The organism is Enterococcus sp. DIV0170, assembly GCF_051710765.1.
Taxonomy (GTDB): Bacteria; Bacillota; Bacilli; order Lactobacillales; family Enterococcaceae; genus Enterococcus_A; species Enterococcus_A raffinosus.
The window spans coordinates 2899948-2919258 of the sequence record NZ_JBIOLG010000001.1 but is presented as its reverse complement, the minus strand read 5'-3'; the positions used below and the strand labels follow the sequence as shown (position 1 = coordinate 2919258).

Here is a 19311-nt window from a genome sequence, read left to right as displayed (position 1 = left end):
ATGGGGAAAATCCAAGAATTATCCGAACGCTTAGCCAATCAGATCGCGGCCGGAGAGGTTGTCGAACGTCCAGCCTCGGTCGTTAAGGAATTAGTCGAAAATGCTATTGATGCGAAGGCGACCCAAATCGATATTCTAATCGAAGAAGCCGGACTGAAAAAAATTCAGATCGTGGATAATGGTGAAGGCATCAGTCAAGACGATGTGGAAAATGCGTTTAAACGACACGCCACCAGCAAAATCCATAATCGGGATGACCTGTTCCGCATTCGAACATTGGGGTTCCGTGGAGAAGCCCTGCCCTCAATTGCCTCTGTTTCTGAAATGACCTTGGAGACAGCGACTGCTGATGAGGCACAAGGGTCTTATCTGTTCTTGAAGGGTGGCAAAATTGAAGAGCAGCGTCCTACTTCATTACGAACGGGGACAAAGATCACCGTAGAAAACCTGTTTTTCAATACGCCGGCTCGGTTAAAATATGTTAAGACACTTCAAACCGAGCTTTCGAATATTGGTGACATTGTGAATCGGATGGCACTGAGTCATCCTCAGATTGCCTTTCGACTCGTTCATGATGGACACAAGATGTTAAGCACCAGCGGCAGTGGCGACTTGAAGCAAACGCTCGCTGGTATCTACGGGGTAGCGACAGCGAAGAAGATGCTAAAGGTCGAGGCGAAGGACTTAGATTTTACCCTCAATGGGTACGTCTCGCTGCCAGAGGTAACTCGGGCAAGTCGAAATTACTTATCCGTGATCATCAATGGTCGTTACATCAAGAACTATGCTCTGAATAAGGCGATCATCAACGGCTATCAATCAAAATTAATGGTAGGCCGTTACCCAATTGCGGTGCTGGAGATCACCATGGACCCGCTTTTGGTGGACGTGAATGTTCATCCAACCAAGCAGGAAGTTCGCTTATCGAAAGAAAAAGAACTAATGGACTTGATTAGTAGAGGGATTGCGGAGAGCCTGCGCCAGATTAATTTGATTCCAGATGTGGGTGAAAATCCAAGCTTCAAACGCAAAGTCGAAAAAATCCAAACCGAACAATTGGACCTGCCGCTAGAGGAACAGCCAAAGAAAAAAAGCGACTTGAACTACGATCCGAAGACCGGTATTTTCTATGTCGAACCTAAACAACCAGAAACAATTGAAAAACCGGTACCTTTGAAGGAAGAAGTCGTGGAGAAGACGATGTCCGTACCTCTGGAAACAGAGCCAGAGAAGGCAGCAATCGTGGAAGAAACATCTGAACCGCTTGTGGAAGAGCCACCATCAGTTGAAGAAGAAAGCTGCGAAGAAACAGTGAGTGCCGATCATCCAGAGTTCGATTTGAGTACGCAATCCGGTGAAAAGGTGATTGAACAAGCGATTACGAAATTAGAGCAGGAGCAGCCGAAGGAACGTTTTCCGATGCTGGAATATTTTGGACAAATGCATGGAACGTATTTGTTCGCTCAAAGCAAAGACGGCTTGTACATCATCGATCAGCATGCGGCACAGGAGCGAATCAAATATGAGTATTTCCGTGAAAAAATCGGCGATGTTTCAGATGATCTGCAGGAACTGTTAGTTCCCTTTGTATTGGACTATCCCAACAATGACGCCATCAAACTGAAGGAGCAGACGGAACTTTTGCAGGAGGTTGGTATTTACTTAGAGGAGTTTGGCCCGAATAGTTTTATTGTACGAGCACACCCTACCTGGTATCCCGCGGGACAGGAAGAAAGTATTATCCGAGAGATGATCGATATGCTATTAATCACCGGTTCGGTCAGTGTCAAAAAATTCCGTGAAGCGACTGCGATCATGATGAGTTGCAAGCGATCCATCAAGGCTAATCATCACTTGAATGAAGCGCAAGCACGAGTTTTGCTGGCGGATTTGGCTCAATGTGAAAATCCTTTTAATTGTCCCCATGGTCGTCCTGTATTGATCCATTTTAACAATGGTGATATGGAACGGATGTTTAAACGAATTCAAGATCCACACTAGTTAGGAGTGCGAAAGATGACAGTTATATTAGCTTCACAGTCACCTAGGCGTCAAGAATTATTGCGTTGGTTGATTGATGATTTCAGTGTTCAGCCTGCGGACATCGACGAAGAGGTCAAAGATCAATATGCCCCCATCGACTATGTAATGGAAATGGCTCGACAAAAGGCGAAGGTCGTTGCGGACGAACACTCAGAAGCATTAGTGATCGCCAGTGATACGGTAGTGGTATTGGGTGAACAGATCTTAGGAAAGCCCAAAAGTCGCGAAGAAGCCTTTGGCATGTTAAACAGTATGAGTGGCGGCAGCCACTTAGTCTATACTTCTGTAGTCATTCGCAAAGGGGACCAAGTGGAAGAAAAATTGACTTCCGCTAAAGTAACGTTTTACCTTTTGACAGAGGAAGAAATCAATCGTTATCTCGATAGCGATGACTACAAGGATAAGGCCGGTGCTTATGGTATCCAAAACGGCGCAGGCGTCTTCGTTGAAAGAATCGAAGGAGATTATTACAGCATCGTCGGTTTTCCAGTTGGCGCGGTCAATCAAATGCTGAAAAATTTTGACTATTAAGAATTAGCTAACAACACTGAGCCTTTGCTTAGTGTTGTTTTTTTGCCAAGAGCAGAGACTGCGAATTCCTTAAGAGCTGAGCATATTCTTCGTATCTTTTTTTCAGCGGGTGTATGCTCAGCCTATTCAAAGGATTCGTGAAAGAGGGGAAAATAATGGAACAAGAAGAATTGAAAAAGAAGCTCTCGCCAATGGAATATGCAGTGACACAGGAAAATGCCACAGAACGTCCATTTTCTGGCAAATACGATGATTTTTATAAAAAAGGTATTTATGTTGATGTTGTTAGTGGTGAACCTTTATTCTCTTCTAGCGACAAGTATGATGCCGGCTGTGGATGGCCAGCCTTTAGCCGTCCAATCGAAAAACGTGGAGTGGCTGAGAAAGCTGATTTTTCTCATGGCATGCACCGAGTAGAAGTACGCAGCAAAGAAGCGGATTCTCACCTCGGACATGTATTCAATGATGGTCCACAGGATCAAGGCGGTTTACGCTACTGCATTAATTCCGCGGCATTACGCTTTATTCCGTTTGAAGAGATGGACGAAGCAGGCTATAGTCAATACAAAGAGCTCGTAAACTAAGATGTACCCAACCAAGGTACATCTTTTTTGCGAGTTCTGCTTTTCGCAGTTTAATCAGTTCAAAAAGAAATTTCTAAAAAGATATCAATCAATGGCTAGAGTTGTCTAGCAGAATCGTATGCGAAGTGAAAATAAGGTGCCTTTTCCAAAAGAAAAAGGCTTCACCAAAAGGAAGTAGCTGCGAGTTCTGCTTTTCGCAGTTTAATCAGTTCAAAAATAAATTTTAAAAAAATGCCTCAATCAATGGCTCGGACTGTCTAGCAGAATCGTATGCGAAGTGAAAATAAGGTGCCTTTTCCAAAAGAAAAAGGCTTCACCAAAAGGAAGTAGCTGCGAGTTCTGCTTTTCGCAGTTTAATCAGTTCAAAAATAAATTTTTAAAAAATGCCTCAATCAATGGCTCGGACTGTCTAGCAGAATCGTATGCGAAGTGAAAATAAGGTGCCTTTTCCAAAAGAAAAAGGCTTCACCAAAAGGAAGTAGCTGCGAGTTCTACTTTTCGCAGTTTAATCAGTTCAAAAATAAATTTTTAAAAAATGCCTCAATCAATGGCTCGGACTGTCTAGCAGAATCGTATGCGAAGTGAAAATAAGGTGCCTTTTCCCAAAAGAAAAAGGCTTCACCAAAAGGAAGTAGCTGCGAGTTCTGCTTTTCACAGTGTTTAGAAAAATGATTTTCAGAAAATGTATAAAATTCTAACAAAACTTGGAGAAGACGCATCCTTTTATTCGCTATACTAGAACTATCTTATTTTTAGAAAAGGCGATAGCGATGAAAATGTTTAAAGAGTTAAGTTTGTTATTACTCTATTCCGTGATTGGAGAAGGCGTAAGAATGTTTTTTCATTTACCCGTGCCGGGAAGTATTATCGGGATCTTACTGTTATTTCTTTCTTTCCAGACCAAACTTTTGAAACCAACGGCGATTGAGGATACAGCGAACTTTTTATTGAATCATTTGACGATTTTATTTGTGCCGGCTGGTGTCGGTTTAATGCAATATTATGGGGCGATCAAATATACTTGGCCGATTTTGCTTGGGGCAGTGGTGGTTTGTTCCCTCGTTTCTTTAGTAGCGGTTGGGAAAACAGCGGAATTTGTCGAAAAAATCACTCTAAGAAGCAGTGATGAAAAGACACGTCTCATTGAAAAAGTTGAAAAAATGCGAGGTGAAGCAGATGATCTCAGCGCTGGCGAATAACCCGCTTTTCGGATTAGCCTTAACCTTGCTGATTTATATCCTGATGGAGAAGCTGTTGAGCAAAGTTAACATTCCTTTTATCAATCCCTTGATCGCAAGTGTTGTTCTCATTATTGTTTTACTAAAGCTAAGCGGGATCAGCTACAAGGCGTACAATATGGGAGGGAATTTATTCACGATGATGATCACACCAGCGACAGTAGCGTTGGCCTTGCCGCTGTATCAAAATTTCGACAAATTGAAGAAATATTTTCTGCCAGTAATTTTAGGAACGCTGGTAGGTGTTGTTCTTAACTGCTTATTGAGCGTCGGGATCGGTCGTCTGTTTTCGTTAAAGCAGGGAATAATTGTTTCCTTGCTGCCAAAATCGGTGACGACCGCAATTTCCGTGGATCTTTCCAGTCAGATGGGAGGGATTTCGCCAGTAACATTAGCGATTGTTGTATCTACGGGTATTTTTGGTGCTTTGGTAGGAACAAAGGTCTTCCAGCTTTTCAATATCCAAAGCCCTGTGGCAAAGGGGATTGCTTTAGGAAGTACCTCCCATGCGATCGGGACAGGCCGAGCCATTGAGATTGGCGAATTGGAAGGAATTTTAGCTGGTTTATGCATTTGTGTTAATGGCTTAGTAACGGTGGCGCTGCTGCCGCTGTTGTTTCGTTTGTTTGAAGGTCTTTAGTACCTGCTCCTTGCGCTCTTTTGCTAAAATAGAGTGTGAAGGGGTTTTTTTATGTACATAAATGCGCTGGATTTACAAAATTACGAAAAAGAGATTTATTTTGGTGTCCGTTTACTGGAGCTGTTGAATGATGGAAACACGCATAAAAAGAACGATCTGGCTGAGTCAGTCGGTTTAGACAGTCGCAGCGTTCAACGATTATTGGAAGAGTTGAGTAAGAACTATCATCGATTCACTGAAACAGAGTTGCCGCTATTTGAAAGAACAGGCAATCAGTATCGCTTGTTGATTGCGGATCAAACGATGGAACAAAATCAATTTTTAGTAGATTTGATTCGTCATTCCTTGTCCTATCGTATATTGCACTTATTGATTGCTGGAAAAGCACGAACGATCAAGGAGCTGAGCGAAAAGCTGTATCGCAGCGAGTCCACCATTCGTCGTAAGGTGAAGAATCTGCGTAAGGAGCTTGCACCGCTGGATATAGCCATTGATCGAGGAGAGGTGCTTTTTCGCGCACCAGAATCGGTCGTGCGAATGTATTTATCCGTTTATTATTGGCGTTTGTTCCGCGGAAAGGACTGGCCATTTGCACCATTGCAGCATGAATTAGTGAGCACTATCAGCACTGTTATTCAACAATTTTTTCAGGTGTCCTTGAATCCGATCAAAAGGCAGCGGTTGGAATATTTGGTCGCAGCTCATCTGCTGCGAGAGGTGCAAAAGCATTCCTTAGAAAAACATTCGGACAGTCAGGAAGCTTTGAAGACTGACGCGCTTTTCAAGGAGTTTTATTACCAAATAAAGCCAAGTATGCCTACCTATTTCCAAAATGAAAAAGCCATGGGTAACTTGTTTTTGCATTTACTCACACGGGAGGAATACTATCATGTTCCAGCGATTACGGAAAAGATCCATCAGTTATTAGCCAAGGCGCCTTTTTATGTAATGGCCGAGATTGACGCGATGTATCGTCAGTTGGAAAAGAAAATCAATGATTCAGTTACTTGGAAAAATTTTCAGGCACTGCAAGCCGAAAATTATTTGATCAGTGGGCATCTTTACCATCGATTATTTCCAATGATTCGCTTTAACATCAATGGAAAGGCCTTTTGGACGAATATCACCAAACAGCAGCCGCAGCTTGTCGCCTTTGTAACGGAAATTTTAGCGGACCAAGGTGGCAGTGAATCTATTCTGTTTGGTCGTTATCTTTCTGTCTTGCGTCGTTTACCGGAATTGACGATCCACCCTGTTGTTCGAATCTTCTTACAGACCGATCTGCCGGAATTTGAAGAAACCATTTTAAAAGAAGACTTGCGGCGGTTTTTGGCCAATGATTTTCAAGTCGTTTTTGCAGAATCATTAGAAAATTGTGATTTATGTTTAACAACCAGTCTGCTTTTTGAAGAGGAAATACCGACACTGGCGATTACTCAAGAATTGCGAATGAAGGATTATTTCTCATTACTACAGTTATTGCAAGGATTCGGCGGTAAGAGTTTTTAACCGCCGCTTTTTGTGCTAAAATAATGAGAACATATGTGCAGAAATTCTAGATTTCCTTCGAACCTTTCAATTATGTTGAAAGGATAGGGGATAAATCAATACTTGATTTTATTAAACAGGAATTACTGCGGATTACAGGTATAGGAAACATTCCTTACAATCAGAAAGGATTAATTATGTACGAATATATTACAGGTCGATTGACCTTCATCAGTCCAAGCTATGTGGTATTGGATGTCAATGGCATCGGCTATCAAATCGCGTTAGGAAATCCTTATCGCTACAGCAGTAAAATGGAGCAGTCTGTGACAATCTATGTGCAGCAGATCATTCGCGAGGATGCACATTTATTATACGGTTTTGAAACCTTGGCGGAAAAAGAACTATTCTTACGTCTGCTTTCTGTTTCGGGGATCGGACCAAAAAGCGGATTAGCAATTATGGCAAATGAAGATCACCAAGGGCTGATTCAGGCTATCGAGGCTGGAGACGTGACTTATCTGACGAAGTTCCCGGGAGTTGGCAAGAAGACGGCTCAGCAAATGGTCTTGGATCTAAAAGGCAAGCTGGCTGAGTTGGTGGATGATCCGATGTCCTTGTTCTATGAAGGCAATGATGATACTGCGCTGGCTGAAGCGATGGAAGCTCTGCAAGCCTTGGGCTACAGTCCAAAAGAGATCAAGAAAGTCGAAAAAGTACTGGAAAAAGAAACACTGCAAAACACCGACGATTATTTGCGGGCAGCTTTGAAATTAATGATGAAGAAATAGGAGGGCGACTTAGATGGATGAAGAACGTTTACTTTCGCCGGATGCGGATGAGAGTGATAAAAGTTTAGAAAAATCGTTGCGTCCTCGTTATCTTGCACAATATATCGGTCAGGATAAGGTTAAGCAAGAGCTTACGATCTATATCGAGGCGGCGAAGAATCGTCAGGAAGCGTTAGACCATGTTCTGCTTTACGGACCGCCAGGGTTAGGGAAAACGACGATGGCGATGGTAATCGCGAACGAGATGGATGTGCAGATTCGCTCTACCAGCGGTCCTGCAATTGAACGGCCGGGAGATTTAGTCGCGATTTTGAATGAGTTAGAACCGGGAGATGTACTATTTATCGATGAGATTCATCGATTGCCGCGAGTGGCGGAGGAAACCTTATATTCAGCGATGGAAGATTACTATGTTGATATTATGGTAGGGCAAGGGCCGACTGCTCATCCGGTTCATTTTCCGTTACCGCCATTTACTTTAGTAGGTGCAACGACACGTGCAGGAATGCTTTCTGCGCCATTGCGTGATCGCTTTGGGATCATTTCACATATGGAATATTATGAGGAAACAGATTTACGGGAGATTGTCTTGCGCTCGGCGGATATCTTCCAAACAGAGATTGTGGAAGAAGGAGCGGTTGAGATCGCTCGAAGATCACGGGGGACGCCTCGAATTGCTAACCGTTTGTTAAAACGGATTCGTGATTTTGCTCAAGTGCAATCAGACGGTGTGATCAATCAATCCATTGCGGATCAAGCACTACGTTTATTGCAGGTGGATGAAGCTGGATTAGATTACGTCGATCAGAAGCTTTTAAAAACAATGATCGAACTATATCATGGCGGACCGATAGGGTTAAGCACTTTGGCAGTAAATATCGGGGAAGAACGTGAAACAGTAGAAGATATGTACGAACCGTATCTGATTCAAAAAGGATTTATCAAACGAACGCCGCGGGGCCGTATGGCAACACCGTTGGCTTATGAACATTTCAATTATCCTTATCAAGCATAGAAGGTGAAAAGATGGCGGAAGGAAAAGCGACCAAAGAAACATTTGTGCAATCACTAGTTGCATTGTGCCAAGAAAAAAAATACGACAAAATAACTGTTCAAGATATCAGTCAGATGGCCAGCTTAAACCGCCAAACATTTTATTATCACTTCAAGGACAAAAATGATCTGCTTCATTATGCATACTATCAACGAGGATTGCAGTATCTAGTTTCTGACGAGTTGACTTTGACCAATTGGGAAGAATCCGTTCTGAAAATGTTAAAAGAAATGCAGGTTTGTCATCAGTTTTATTTGAATACCGTAACGGCGAATCCAGAAGTACTCACAAAAGAATTTAATGAGTTGGCGCAGCGCTTGTTCGTGCGTCTATTTGATGAGGTGGACCAAGAGGGAGAGCTTTCTCCAACCGATAAAGAGTTTTATGCTCGCTTTTTAGCTCATGGCTGCGGTGGGATTTTGGTTGACTGGTTGTTGGCTGGAGCGGATCAGCCGCCAATCACAATTGCGGCGCAACTGTTCCGTTTTGCTAAGGACATTGAGTTTTTTGCCTATCGATTATACGAAAAAGACTGGAATGAGCGTTAAGCTCAGTCCAGTCCGTTAACGATATGTTTGACAGGTTTTTGATTTTTGATGGCAATCGCATTTTTCGCGACGATTTCCGCCATCTGGTCTCGAGCTTCCACACTGGCATTGCCGATATGCGGAGTCAAGATCACATTAGACAATTCTTTCAAGCCTTCAGTAACTTTAGGCTCGAATTCATAAACATCTAAAGCAGCCCCTGCGATTTGTTTGTCCTTCAATGCTTGGAGCAAAGCTTCTTCATCAATTAGTGGCCCGCGGGCTGCGTTGATTAAGAAGGCACTGTTTTTCATTTGTTTAAAGGTTTCGCTAGTAACGAGATGACGGGTAGCCTCTGTCAAGGGAGCATGCAACGTCAAAATGTCGGCTTGTTGGAATACTTCTTCTTGGGATACGTAGGTAGCCTGTAATTTTTCCTCTAATTCAGAAGGTAGGGGATGCCGTTGATTGTAAAGGATGTTCATCCCAAAAGCGTTCATCATTTGTGCCAAGGCTTGTCCGATTTGTCCCATACCGATGATTCCTAAGGTTTTGCCTTTCAGTTCATGACCCAAGAAGAAAAGCGGTGCCCAACCATCAAAACCTTTGTCGTGCATCAAACGATCGCCCTCGACGATTCGACGAGACAAGGCGATGATTAGACCAGCGGTTAATTCTGCTGTAGCATTAGTAGAGACTACTGGGGTATTTGTTACATAGATGTTCTTTTCTTTTGCATAAGCCGTATCGATGTTATTGTAGCCTGCTCCAAAGTTAGCAATCAGCTTTAAATGCGGGGCAGCATCGATGACTTCACGATCAACTTGAGTGGAAAGCGGACAGATCAGTACGTCACAATCAGCGATATTTTCGATCAATTCCTTTTTCGAAATTAACCCGCTGCCTTCATAAACATGATACTCAAGGGCTGCTTCTTTCAATAATGATGTGCCAAGCCCAGGTAGTTTGGCGGAAAGATAAATTTTACTCATTTCCAATCCCCCATTTCATTTCAATAAATTGACTATAGCACAGGAGGACGAACATGAAAAAGATTCTATTTGTTTGCATGGGGAATATTTGCCGTTCACCAATGGCAGAAGCCATTTTCCGTGATGCCTTTCAAAAAAAGCAAGACCAGCAGTTCCAAGTGGATTCCGCAGCGACCAGTCGTTGGGAAGTCGGCAACCCGCCTCATCGAGGAACCCAGAAAATATTGACTCAGCATGATATCTCTACTAAGGGAATGCGCGCACGCCAAGTGACGGAACAAGATTTTTATGATGCAGATTACATTATCGGGATGGACCAAGAAAATGTTTATGATCTAGAATCGATGGCACCTGCTGGAACCGAAGAAAAGATTTATTTGTATTTAGATCGCGTTCCGGGACACGCTGGGGAGAGCATTCCAGACCCTTGGTATACAGGGAATTTTGAAGAAACTTATGATTTAATTCAAAAAGGTTTAAACGAATGGTTAACTTTTTTTGAAAAAGGCTAGATTCCTTGTTTTTTCCCGTGAATTTAAGTAAAATCATACTACACAACCATGCTCTTGATAGGAGGAAGCTGAATGTCTAAAAACGAGAAGCCCAAAAAGAATTTAATCAAGCTGTTTTCGAATTCATCGTATCGTTTCATCTCGGATTTTTTGAATGATTCTGCTGAAAAACGCGCTCAAGAGCAAGCAAATGAGAATATTTTTCTCAAACTGAAGATGGCGGCTCTACAGAATAGTTTAGTAGTCATTCAGGTTCAAGATGAAAAAGATGAAGAAAAATTCCAAACAATTTCAGGCTGGCTGCCAAAAGTAGTAACCAATGAATCAATTGTTATCCGCACACAAGAAAATCAGCTAGTAATGCTGACGATCGATCGAATCAAGAAGGTTACAACTCTATCGCCAAGCGGAGATCAAGAAAGTATTTCGCGTTAAAAGTAATTAATACCTTTACGAGTGGGCGGACATCTGCTATACTCTGGGTGTATCAAAATAGAATAATACTGTCGCAAAGGGGAGCCCTCGGGCTGAGATTGAGATTACTCTAAACCCTAGTACCTGTTTCGGTTATTCGAGCGTAGGAATTGTGATGAAGTAAAGATATTTACTTCTCCTTTGTGGACTGTATGTTCAAAAGGAGGAGTTTTTTTATGTACAAGACAAGAATTTTAGTGGAAGGCACAGTGGTGGCGGCTTTGTCGCTAGTATTGTCGTTTATTCCCACAACCATCGGCAGCAGTTTTACGATTTCTTTAGGGATGATCCCCTTGACATTGTTTGCATTACGCAGAGGCTTGAAGCCGGCCTTGATGTCGGCGTTTATTTGGGGGATTTTGCATTTTCCAGCAAGTCAGGTCGTTTACCTAAGTGTGATACAGGTTTTGATTGAATACCCAATTGCTTTTACTTTTGCGGGATTTGCCGGCTTGTATGCAAAGAAGGTGCAACAAAGTTTAGCTGAACAAAATATGTGGAGCGTTCGAAAAAATATTATTCTAGCTTCTCTTGTGGGAACAGGAGCAAGATTTTTCTGGCATTTTATTGCAGGGGTGGTCTTCTGGGGCAGCTATGCTTTATGGGGAATGAATCCGTGGATATTCTCGTTAGTTATGAATGGAGTCAGCGGTGTAGCGACTGCCGTCGTAACTGCGATTGTTGCAGTTCTCGTTGCAGAAAAGGCTCCGCAACTATATTTGCCAAAGGATACTAAGCTCATTCAAAAGCAAAGCCATTAATAAATAAGAAAAAGCATTTGTCTGTTTATGATATGCTACCCCTAACTAGGACAAAGAAATAATTAAGTCCTAGTTAGGGGTATTTATTATGGGAAAAAGACAGATGAAACTTACTGTGGAAAAACGAGTACAGTTTGTTAAACAGTATTTGAATGGAGAACGAGGATCAGCTCGAACCGCTAAAGAAGCTGGAATTAGTTCCACTACGTTGAAACGATGGTGCGCAATTTATGAAAACGAAGGTCCTGCTGGGTTGATTGCCACAAGAAAGAATAAGGGATATTCAAAGGAACTAAAACTTGAAGCCGTTCTTGATTATCTGAATGGCTCAGACAGCCTATTGAGAGTAGCTAAAAGATACGAATTAAGAAGTACAACTCAACTTCGAGACTGGATTAAGAGATATAATACTCATGGAGACTTCAAATCAGAAAGTGGTGGAAGCAACGTGAGACAAACAAAAAAATTCAGTTTGGAAGAACGTGTAGAAATGGTCCTGTATTGTATCGCAAATGACTATGATTACAGCGGGACCGCAGTCAAATACCAAGTGAAATATGCCAATCTCTACAATTGGGTAAAGCGTTACGAAAAAAAAGGCAAGGCCGGTTTAGAAGATCGTCGTGGACAACGAAAAGCCAAACAAGAAAGTCGCACCCCAGAGGAAGACGCGCAAATCAGAATCGCTCAACTCGAAGAACAAGTAAAATACCAACAGATGGAGATCGACCTGTTAAAAAAAGTAAAGGAATTAGAAAGAAGGGATCGCTAGGACAAGTCAGAAAAGTAGTTGCTTACGAAGCAATCAAAGAACTTCACGAAGAAAAAGCCTATGCCATCTTACCCATGTGTAAAATCATGAGTGTCACTCGTTCGGCTTATTTGCGATGGATCGAACATCCCTATAGTGAACGGACGCTAGAAAACATGGAATTGGCGAAAGTTATACGGATCATTCATAATGAACATCCTGAAAAAGGGTATCGCGGGATTAATAATGACTTGCTTCGAGAACACGATATTCATGTCAATGACAAACGCGTGTTGCGTATCTGCCGACATGAAGGGATTCAGTCGACCATCAAACACTCTGCCAACAGTATTACAAAAGGAGCGAATCATCCCTACCACACCGCCGAAAACATTTTAGATCGTAAGTTTACTGCCGAAGCGCCGAATCAAAAATGGCTAACGGATGTAACGGAATTCAAATATTATGAGGGACCAGAAATCCACAAGGTTTATTTAAGCGCGATTTTAGACCTCTATGATCGTCGGATTGTTTCTTACGTCATTAGTGATACCAATGACCTGAATATTGCCTTTGATACCTTCGATCAAGCAATCGAAACAGAACCTGATGCTCACCCGCTCTTTCATAGCGATCGTGGATTCCAATATACGCATCAGAATTTTTATAACAGAGTCATTGAAGCTGAAATGACGCAAAGCATGTCTCGTGTTGGAAAATGTATCGATAATGGTCCGATGGAAGGGTTTTGGGGAATGATCAAACGAGAAAAATATTACGGCAAGAAATTTACGAGTCGTACAGAACTAGTCACGATGATTGCGAATTATATGGACTATTACAACAATGGGCGCTATCAACGAAAATTACATGTGTTGACACCGATGGAGTATCACAATCTGTATTACGAAGCAGCCTAATCATTCGTGCGTTTCAAACATAAAACGTCCTTTGTTTTGTGTTTGAAACGCATGACCAACCAAGCGGCAGCGCGGTAGTTGTTTCTTAGAAAAGTTAAAAACTACTCTTCAAGAAGCGAAGAGTAGTTCTAAAAATCATTCATTATTTCATTGTCCTATTGACGGGTAGCCCACCATTAAGGACAAATGCTTTTTTGAACACTATTAACGGAAAGAGAAGACAGGATCGTCATTTTCGACCTCTAAAGCCCATACTTGTTTGGCTGTATCGTAAGTAATCTCTGCGATCTGCTGTTCTTTTTTATAATTTTTTGGACTACGTCGCCATCCCTTTTCATCAGATAAGAAAATAGGGATATGATAGATTTTATTTTTCAATTCTGACAGATCAAGGCAGAAAATTGCGCCTTCCTGTAAAATTGGATATAATTCCTTCAACAGTTCTCCATCTAAGGGCGTGACCGAGGAGCCTTTTCGGAAGAAGGACCGACGATCATTGACTTTTTCTAAGACGATTCGAGTCAATTTGCTAGCAAGGATGCGATAAAACTCATCTAAGTAACGGTAGTAGACACGCATGGTTTCGTTCCCTAGGTTGAAGTAAACGAAATTGTTTTGCAGTTTATAGAAGAAGGGAGAATGCAGATGTGTCCGCATATGCCCAAAATAGAGTAATTCTGAAATTTCTAATGGAGTCAGTTCTTTTAACATCGCTAAATCATTAAAATCGATCCACTTGGTTCCTTTCGAATGAGTGAATGTCTTAGTAGTAAAAAACTGTTGGACTTGTTCTGGACCATTAACGATCTTCAATCCTGTATGTGGCTCGTATTCACCAGCTTCTGCGACAGGGTCTAGCAATAACAAATGTTTAGGTTGGTGAACGATGCCATCGACAAAATCGTTGGGTGAAAAACCTTTTGAAAGCACAGCATTGCTTGTGGAATCGATATAAGCAAATAACGTATCTGGCACAAATTTTCACCCTTTCTAATAGTCGTCACAATCATTTTAACCCATTAATAAAAAAAAAGCTCGTATCTTTTATTTTAAAATTAGATTACAAAGGCCTTAAAAATTGCAACATTGAAGCACTTTTTTAACAATTAAAATCATTTTAATAAATAACAACTTTCTAATGTATTTATTTCTTTTTTTAATTTTTTCTCTATTAAGTGAAAGTAGTCTCACGAGATGGAACGGAGTATGATATGATTAGCAAGAGAATGCGGGAGGATCGAGATGAAGAAAAAAAGAAATTGGCTGATTAATATTTTTCTTTTCTTATTACTGTTAGTCGGACTGGCCTTGATTTTTAACAATCAAATTAAGTATTTTTTAATGCAATATAATGGCGACCGCTATGCTGTAGCGAAAATGGATCGTGCGGAGATTGATAAAAATATGGAAGAAGAAGCATCCTTTGATTTTGATGCTGTTCAGCCAGCCAGCACGGAAGCTGTCTTGCAGGCACAATTGGATAATAAACGGCTGCCAGTGATTGGCGGGATCGCTATTCCGTCGGTGGAGATCAACCTGCCGATTTTTAAAGGGCTATCCAATGAGGTTCTTTTATATGGGGCTGGAACATTGTCTCCTGATCAAAAAATGGGCGAAGGAAATTACGCTTTAGCCAGTCATCGTGCCGACCGTCCGGGGCTTTTGTTCACGCCGTTGGAAAGTGTCAAAGAGGGCGATCTGATCTATTTAACCGATTTACACAATATCTATACCTATAAGACGACACTCAAGGTTCGAGTACAGCCAACAGAAGTGAAGTATTTAGATGTTCACCCTGATAAGCAGCAAGTTACGCTGATTACTTGCGGTGAAATTGAAGGGGTAACGCGGATCATCGTCCAGGGGGATTTGGTAGCTATGACCCCTGTCAACAATGCCACAGATACGATGCGTAAGGCATTTGAAATGGAACAAAAAACGTATTGATCGACTAGTTAGTCAAAAACTTCAAGGCGCGCCTTGAAGTTTTTTGTTGCAGGAAAATTTCTGCTATACTAAAACAAACAGGTTGAGCTTTAGAGCTGCAGACTAAATCGGGGAGGAAGCGATGGACCTAAAACGAGTATACGTATCAGATTTGTTAATGGTTTGGGAAAAATTTCAACAGGTACAATTGCTTTTTCCCTTTTATAGTTCCCATGGAGAAGCACGTTCTGAGTATCTAGAAGCTGTAAAAAAGGGGCGGGGCTATTGGCTTCAAAACAAATCTCAATGGTTGCTAATTGAGAAAATTGATGAGGACGATGGCTGGCGAATCAATAATTTGCTGATATCACGTGAGCTTGGCTGGGAGACAGCTTTTTTATTTTTGGAAAAGGCTGCTCGGCAGCAGTTTAAGCGGGCGCTCTACATAAAACTTGAAGCAAATATAATTTTGCAGCAATGGCTAGCGGCCAAAGGCTATCAATTAGAAGCGGGCGTTTGGAAAAAAGTGCTCGTCTATCATACAGGATTGGTGTTGGGTGGCGGTGGCGCCCGTGGAGCCTATCAAATTGGTGTCTGGAAGGCCCTGCTGGAAAAAGATATTCAGTTTGAGGTGATCACTGGAACTTCTGTTGGCGGGTTGAACGGAGCATTAATTGCGCAAGGTGATTATAATCAGGCACTCGCCTTGTGGGAAGAGATCGAAACGGATAAAGTTTTGGATATAACCTTCAAAGAAGTGGAGGTACTGGATTTTTCAGCGCAGGTGGATCAGTTGCGTACCTTTATTCGAACGTCTTTGCAACAGCGTGGCGTCTCCTCAGAACCGCTTAGGCGCTTGTTGGAAGAACGATTAGAGGCGCAAAAAATTCACTCAGGCTGTCCGTTTTATGTCGTCACGACTAAAGTTCCGGTGTTTCAAGAGGTGGTTGTTCCGATTCATAGATGTCCAGAGGATGAAATTATTGATTGGTTATTGGCATCTGCGGCGTTTTTTCCTATGATGGCGATGGCAAAAATCAAGGGCGAGCTTTATGTCGATGGCGGCTATCGTAATAATTTACCTGTAGACATTGCTTTACAAACGCCAATAACGGAATTGATTGTAGTGGATGTGCACGGTCCAGGGTTGGATAAAAAGTATCGTTTGCCAGATAAGGTGGCTGAAGTGGTTTTGGCGAGTCCTTGGAGTTTAGGAGACCTATTACTATTTCAAAGCGATCGCTCGTCAGAAAATATAGATTTAGGGTACCTAGAGGCTAAACGGGTATTCGGTGAACTACAAGGGTATCGATACTTTTTCAGTTGTCACGCGGATTTTGAACCCATTACCAAAGCGTTCATCCGTTTTCTAAAAGATAAAATTGCAGTAGACAAGAAGGCGATCTATCTTGAGCTGCGGAAGTTTTTTGGTCAGGATGTGCCGTTAGAAATGCTGAGTTTGGCGTTTTTAGAGTTTTTCGCCTATTGGGTGAATGTCTCGCCAGTAAAGGTTTATACGCCCGAAGAATTCATCGATATTATTCTGAAGCAGTTTGAAATGCCAATTAAGTTGAACGCGAATTATTCGGTTCAGGAGCAAATTGAAGATTTTATTGAAACCCACAATGTGTTTACAGATTATTATCAGGTACTACAGATTTATCAGCAAAAAGGATCGTTAGAAACAGCTTACCGTCGCTGGCCGATCCCGACTTTGCTGGCACTTTTCTTTCGATATATCCGTGAAGAAGTATAAGAATAGAAAGTTGGAGGAAGTACAATGGCAGAATTTAATTATGAAATCGTGGAAGAAATTGCCGTATTATCAGAAAATCCGAAAGGCTGGCGTAAAGAGTTGAATCTTGTAAGCTGGAACGAGCGTCCGCCAAAGTTTGATTTACGCGACTGGGCACCAGACCATGAAAAAATGGGCAAGGGTGTCACATTGAGCAACGAGGAATTCGCTGTGTTAAAAGAAACCTTAAGCAAGATGTAGGGTGTGATTTTTTCCAAAGAAAGGGAACAAGCAAAATGAAAAGTATGACAGGCTATGGTCAGGCAGCTCAGGCGAACGAGGCTTATGAGCTGAATATTGAATTAAAAAGTGTCAATAATCGTTTTTTAGATTTGCAGATTCGAATGCCAAAAGAACTCAATCCTTTTGAAGCAGAGATTCGCAAAATCGCGAAGGAAAAAATTCAACGTGGTCGAGTGGATGCATTTATCAATTTAACGCCGTTAAAAAGCGGCAATAAAAAAGTTTCAGTCGATTGGGAGCTGCTGCAGCAATTAGTTACTGAGCTGCAAAGTGGCGGAAGAGAACATTTTGGCGTCGTAGATTTTCCAGTGGATCAGGTATTAATTAAGGCGATGGAGCAACCGGATTTTGTTACATTGGTCGATCAGCCGACAGAAGAAGACACCTTAAAGGAATTGGTCCAAACAGTAGCGAAGGAGGCTTTTACACAATTAGCTGTCAGTCGCGAACATGAGGGGACAGGAATCAAAAAAGTGTTATTGGATTATGGCAACAAAGTTCAGCGCTTAGTGGCTGAACTAAAAGGCTTCGTGACGGAGTATGAAGCAGATTTTCAACAACGCTATCAAGCAAAGCTAGAAGAGTACCTAGGCAACACAGTAGATCAAGATCGTTTGTTGACAGAATTAGCAATTTTACTAGAACGCGGCGACATTCATGAAGAGCTGGATCGTTTGACTATTCATCTGGAGAAGTTCGCGCAACTCTTAGAAACAACAGACCCAGTAGGACGAGAATTAGACTTCTTATTGCAGGAGATGAATCGTGAGGTCAACACGATCGGCTCAAAATCAAGTCCAATTCAAATTAAGGATATTGTCGTTCAATTAAAAACAATTCTAGAAAAAATCCGTGAACAGATTCAAAATGTTGAGTAGTTGCGTGAAATTTCATAAGAAATAGCCGACAGCTTGACGATACCCCTTGAAATATTCACAAAAAAAGTGCACAATAGGCGTTAGCTAAAAAGAGCATGAAAGGGCGTTAGTATGTCTGAACGAGGACTGTTGATTGTATTGTCGGGACCTTCCGGAGTAGGTAAAGGAACGGTCAGAAAAGCCATTTTTGAAAGAGATGATAATGAGTTTCAATACTCTGTCTCAATGACCACCCGTCCGATGCGGGAAGGGGAAGTCGACGGAGTTGATTATTATTTCCGTACCAAAGAAGAATTTGAAGCCATGATCGAAGCAGGCGAAATGCTGGAATATGCTGAGTATGTTGGCAATTACTATGGCACACCGCTGACTTATGTGAACCAAACATTGGACGAAGGCAAAGATGTCTTTTTAGAGATCGAAGTGCAAGGTGCCCAACAGGTAAAAGAAAAAGTCCCCGATGGTGTCTTTATTTTCCTAACACCGCCGGATTTGGCAGAATTAAAGGCCCGGATCGTCGGACGAGGTACCGATAGCCCTGAAGTAATCGAGGAACGGATGCGTGTCGCGCGTCAAGAAATCGAGATGATGGCTCTTTATGATTATGCAGTCGTTAACGATCAAGTACCAAAAGCTGTTGATCGTATCAAAGATATTATTGTCAGTGAACATTACCGAGTTGACCGAGTCATTGGAAAATATATAAAAATGTTAAAGGAGATATAAGCTTATGATGTTAAAACCTTCAATCGATACGTTGTTAGACCATGTGAATTCAAAATATTCTTTAGTAATTTTAGCCAGCAAACGCGCACATGAATTAGACGCAGGGGCACAACCGACTTTAGATTCATTTGAATCTGTAAAAAGCGTTGGACAGGCTTTGGAAGAAATTGACGCAGGAACGGTCATTAATGATCCACATCCAGAAATCAAACGGGAACGTTTGAAAATGGAAGAAGAGGAACGTCACCTGCAGCGTGAACGCGATCAACGTGACTTAGAAGCTCGTATTCGCAACGAACAAAACTAAGCGTAGAAACCTTTCTCGCTGATGAAGTGTAAATGGGATTGTACCAAATACTTTTGGCGCAGTCCCTTCTTTTTGTGTTAGAGTACCCTACATATTTTCGTAAACTTAGACGTACATATAGAATATTTAG

Annotated in this window: 22 protein-coding genes and 1 riboswitch; of the genes, 20 read left to right on the top strand and 2 right to left on the bottom strand. The window is 41.8% G+C overall.

Translation table 11 applies throughout. The annotated features are described in order from the left end of the window. The 9 genes from mutL (at nt 1) to IGI50_RS14025 (ending at nt 8917) form a co-directional block, all read left to right on the top strand. Nucleotides 1-2001 (top strand): DNA mismatch repair endonuclease MutL, encoded by a 2001-nt coding sequence (mutL, locus tag IGI50_RS14065; protein ID WP_438777362.1) that lies wholly within the window; start codon nt 1-3, stop codon nt 1999-2001. Between the two features lie 15 nt (nt 2002-2016). Further along, nucleotides 2017-2574 (top strand): Maf family protein, encoded by a 558-nt coding sequence (locus tag IGI50_RS14060; RefSeq protein WP_438777361.1) that lies wholly within the window; start codon nt 2017-2019, stop codon nt 2572-2574. Between the two features lie 155 nt (nt 2575-2729). Next, complete coding sequence (msrB, locus tag IGI50_RS14055; RefSeq protein WP_010745293.1) at nt 2730-3158, top strand: peptide-methionine (R)-S-oxide reductase MsrB; 429 nt, start codon at nt 2730-2732, stop codon at nt 3156-3158. A 770-nt stretch (nt 3159-3928) separates the two neighbouring features. Next, on the top strand, nt 3929-4357 hold the full coding sequence (locus IGI50_RS14050; RefSeq protein ID WP_010745294.1) for a CidA/LrgA family protein: 429 nt from the start codon (nt 3929-3931) through the stop codon (nt 4355-4357). Further along, nucleotides 4338-5036, top strand: a complete 699-nt coding sequence (locus tag IGI50_RS14045) for an LrgB family protein (protein ID WP_371085610.1) — start codon at nt 4338-4340, stop codon at nt 5034-5036. Before IGI50_RS14050 ends, IGI50_RS14045 begins: the two co-directional genes overlap by 20 nt. A 51-nt stretch (nt 5037-5087) precedes the next feature. After that, the gene (locus tag IGI50_RS14040; protein WP_438777360.1) at nt 5088-6545 is read left to right on the top strand and encodes a helix-turn-helix domain-containing protein; all 1458 of its coding nucleotides are present in this window, start codon (nt 5088-5090) and stop codon (nt 6543-6545) included. A 176-nt stretch (nt 6546-6721) separates the two neighbouring features. Beyond that, on the top strand, nt 6722-7315 hold the full coding sequence (gene ruvA, locus IGI50_RS14035) for a Holliday junction branch migration protein RuvA (protein WP_010745297.1): 594 nt from the start codon (nt 6722-6724) through the stop codon (nt 7313-7315). A gap of 13 nt (nt 7316-7328) precedes the next feature. Next, nucleotides 7329-8330 carry a Holliday junction branch migration DNA helicase RuvB gene (ruvB, locus tag IGI50_RS14030; RefSeq protein ID WP_010745298.1) on the top strand — a complete coding sequence of 334 codons (1002 nt, stop codon included), beginning with the start codon at nt 7329-7331 and terminating at the stop codon, nt 8328-8330. 11 nt (nt 8331-8341) lie between these two features. Then, the gene (locus tag IGI50_RS14025) at nt 8342-8917 is read left to right on the top strand and encodes a TetR/AcrR family transcriptional regulator (protein ID WP_438777359.1); all 576 of its coding nucleotides are present in this window, start codon (nt 8342-8344) and stop codon (nt 8915-8917) included. A gap of 2 nt (nt 8918-8919) precedes the next feature. On the opposite strand, the gene IGI50_RS14020 is transcribed toward IGI50_RS14025, so the two are convergent. After that, nucleotides 8920-9888: a 2-hydroxyacid dehydrogenase family protein gene (locus tag IGI50_RS14020; protein WP_438777358.1), complete on the bottom strand. Its 969-nt coding sequence runs from the start codon at nt 9886-9888 to the stop codon at nt 8920-8922. A 53-nt stretch (nt 9889-9941) separates the two neighbouring features. Between IGI50_RS14020 and IGI50_RS14015 the strand changes: the two genes are divergently transcribed. The 5 genes from IGI50_RS14015 (at nt 9942) to IGI50_RS13995 (ending at nt 13306) form a co-directional block, all read left to right on the top strand. After that, nucleotides 9942-10400: a low molecular weight protein-tyrosine-phosphatase gene (locus tag IGI50_RS14015; RefSeq protein ID WP_438777357.1), complete on the top strand. Its 459-nt coding sequence runs from the start codon at nt 9942-9944 to the stop codon at nt 10398-10400. 72 nt (nt 10401-10472) lie between these two features. After that, nucleotides 10473-10835, top strand: a complete 363-nt coding sequence (locus IGI50_RS14010; protein ID WP_010745302.1) for a hypothetical protein — start codon at nt 10473-10475, stop codon at nt 10833-10835. Nucleotides 10836-10902: 67 nt separating this feature from the next. Next, a riboswitch (TPP riboswitch) is annotated at nt 10903-11001 on the top strand. 49 nt (nt 11002-11050) lie between these two features. Continuing rightward, the gene (thiT, locus tag IGI50_RS14005) at nt 11051-11635 is read left to right on the top strand and encodes an energy-coupled thiamine transporter ThiT (RefSeq protein WP_438777356.1); all 585 of its coding nucleotides are present in this window, start codon (nt 11051-11053) and stop codon (nt 11633-11635) included. Between the two features lie 88 nt (nt 11636-11723). Then, on the top strand, nt 11724-12407 hold the full coding sequence (locus IGI50_RS14000) for a helix-turn-helix domain-containing protein (protein ID WP_010745472.1): 684 nt from the start codon (nt 11724-11726) through the stop codon (nt 12405-12407). Beyond that, complete coding sequence (locus tag IGI50_RS13995; protein WP_438777599.1) at nt 12344-13306, top strand: IS3 family transposase; 963 nt, start codon at nt 12344-12346, stop codon at nt 13304-13306. Before IGI50_RS14000 ends, IGI50_RS13995 begins: the two co-directional genes overlap by 64 nt. Before the next feature lie 204 nt (nt 13307-13510). Here IGI50_RS13995 and IGI50_RS13990 read toward each other — a convergent pair whose 3' ends face one another. Continuing rightward, nucleotides 13511-14281 carry a hypothetical protein gene (locus tag IGI50_RS13990; RefSeq protein WP_010745304.1) on the bottom strand — a complete coding sequence of 257 codons (771 nt, stop codon included), beginning with the start codon at nt 14279-14281 and terminating at the stop codon, nt 13511-13513. A 267-nt stretch (nt 14282-14548) separates the two neighbouring features. On the opposite strand from IGI50_RS13990, the gene IGI50_RS13985 reads away from it, so the two are divergent. From IGI50_RS13985 to rpoZ, 6 genes are all read left to right on the top strand, one after another. Beyond that, the gene (locus IGI50_RS13985) at nt 14549-15253 is read left to right on the top strand and encodes a class A sortase (protein WP_010745305.1); all 705 of its coding nucleotides are present in this window, start codon (nt 14549-14551) and stop codon (nt 15251-15253) included. A gap of 121 nt (nt 15254-15374) precedes the next feature. Beyond that, nucleotides 15375-16988: a patatin-like phospholipase family protein gene (locus IGI50_RS13980; RefSeq protein WP_438777355.1), complete on the top strand. Its 1614-nt coding sequence runs from the start codon at nt 15375-15377 to the stop codon at nt 16986-16988. A gap of 24 nt (nt 16989-17012) precedes the next feature. Beyond that, nucleotides 17013-17228 carry a YdbC family protein gene (locus IGI50_RS13975; protein ID WP_071862992.1) on the top strand — a complete coding sequence of 72 codons (216 nt, stop codon included), beginning with the start codon at nt 17013-17015 and terminating at the stop codon, nt 17226-17228. A gap of 35 nt (nt 17229-17263) precedes the next feature. Then, nucleotides 17264-18148 carry a YicC/YloC family endoribonuclease gene (locus IGI50_RS13970; RefSeq protein WP_438777354.1) on the top strand — a complete coding sequence of 295 codons (885 nt, stop codon included), beginning with the start codon at nt 17264-17266 and terminating at the stop codon, nt 18146-18148. 111 nt (nt 18149-18259) lie between these two features. Further along, nucleotides 18260-18874, top strand: a complete 615-nt coding sequence (gene gmk / locus IGI50_RS13965; protein WP_222226017.1) for a guanylate kinase — start codon at nt 18260-18262, stop codon at nt 18872-18874. A gap of 4 nt (nt 18875-18878) precedes the next feature. Continuing rightward, complete coding sequence (gene rpoZ / locus IGI50_RS13960; protein WP_010745310.1) at nt 18879-19181, top strand: DNA-directed RNA polymerase subunit omega; 303 nt, start codon at nt 18879-18881, stop codon at nt 19179-19181. Nucleotides 19182-19311: the final 130 nt, after the last annotated feature.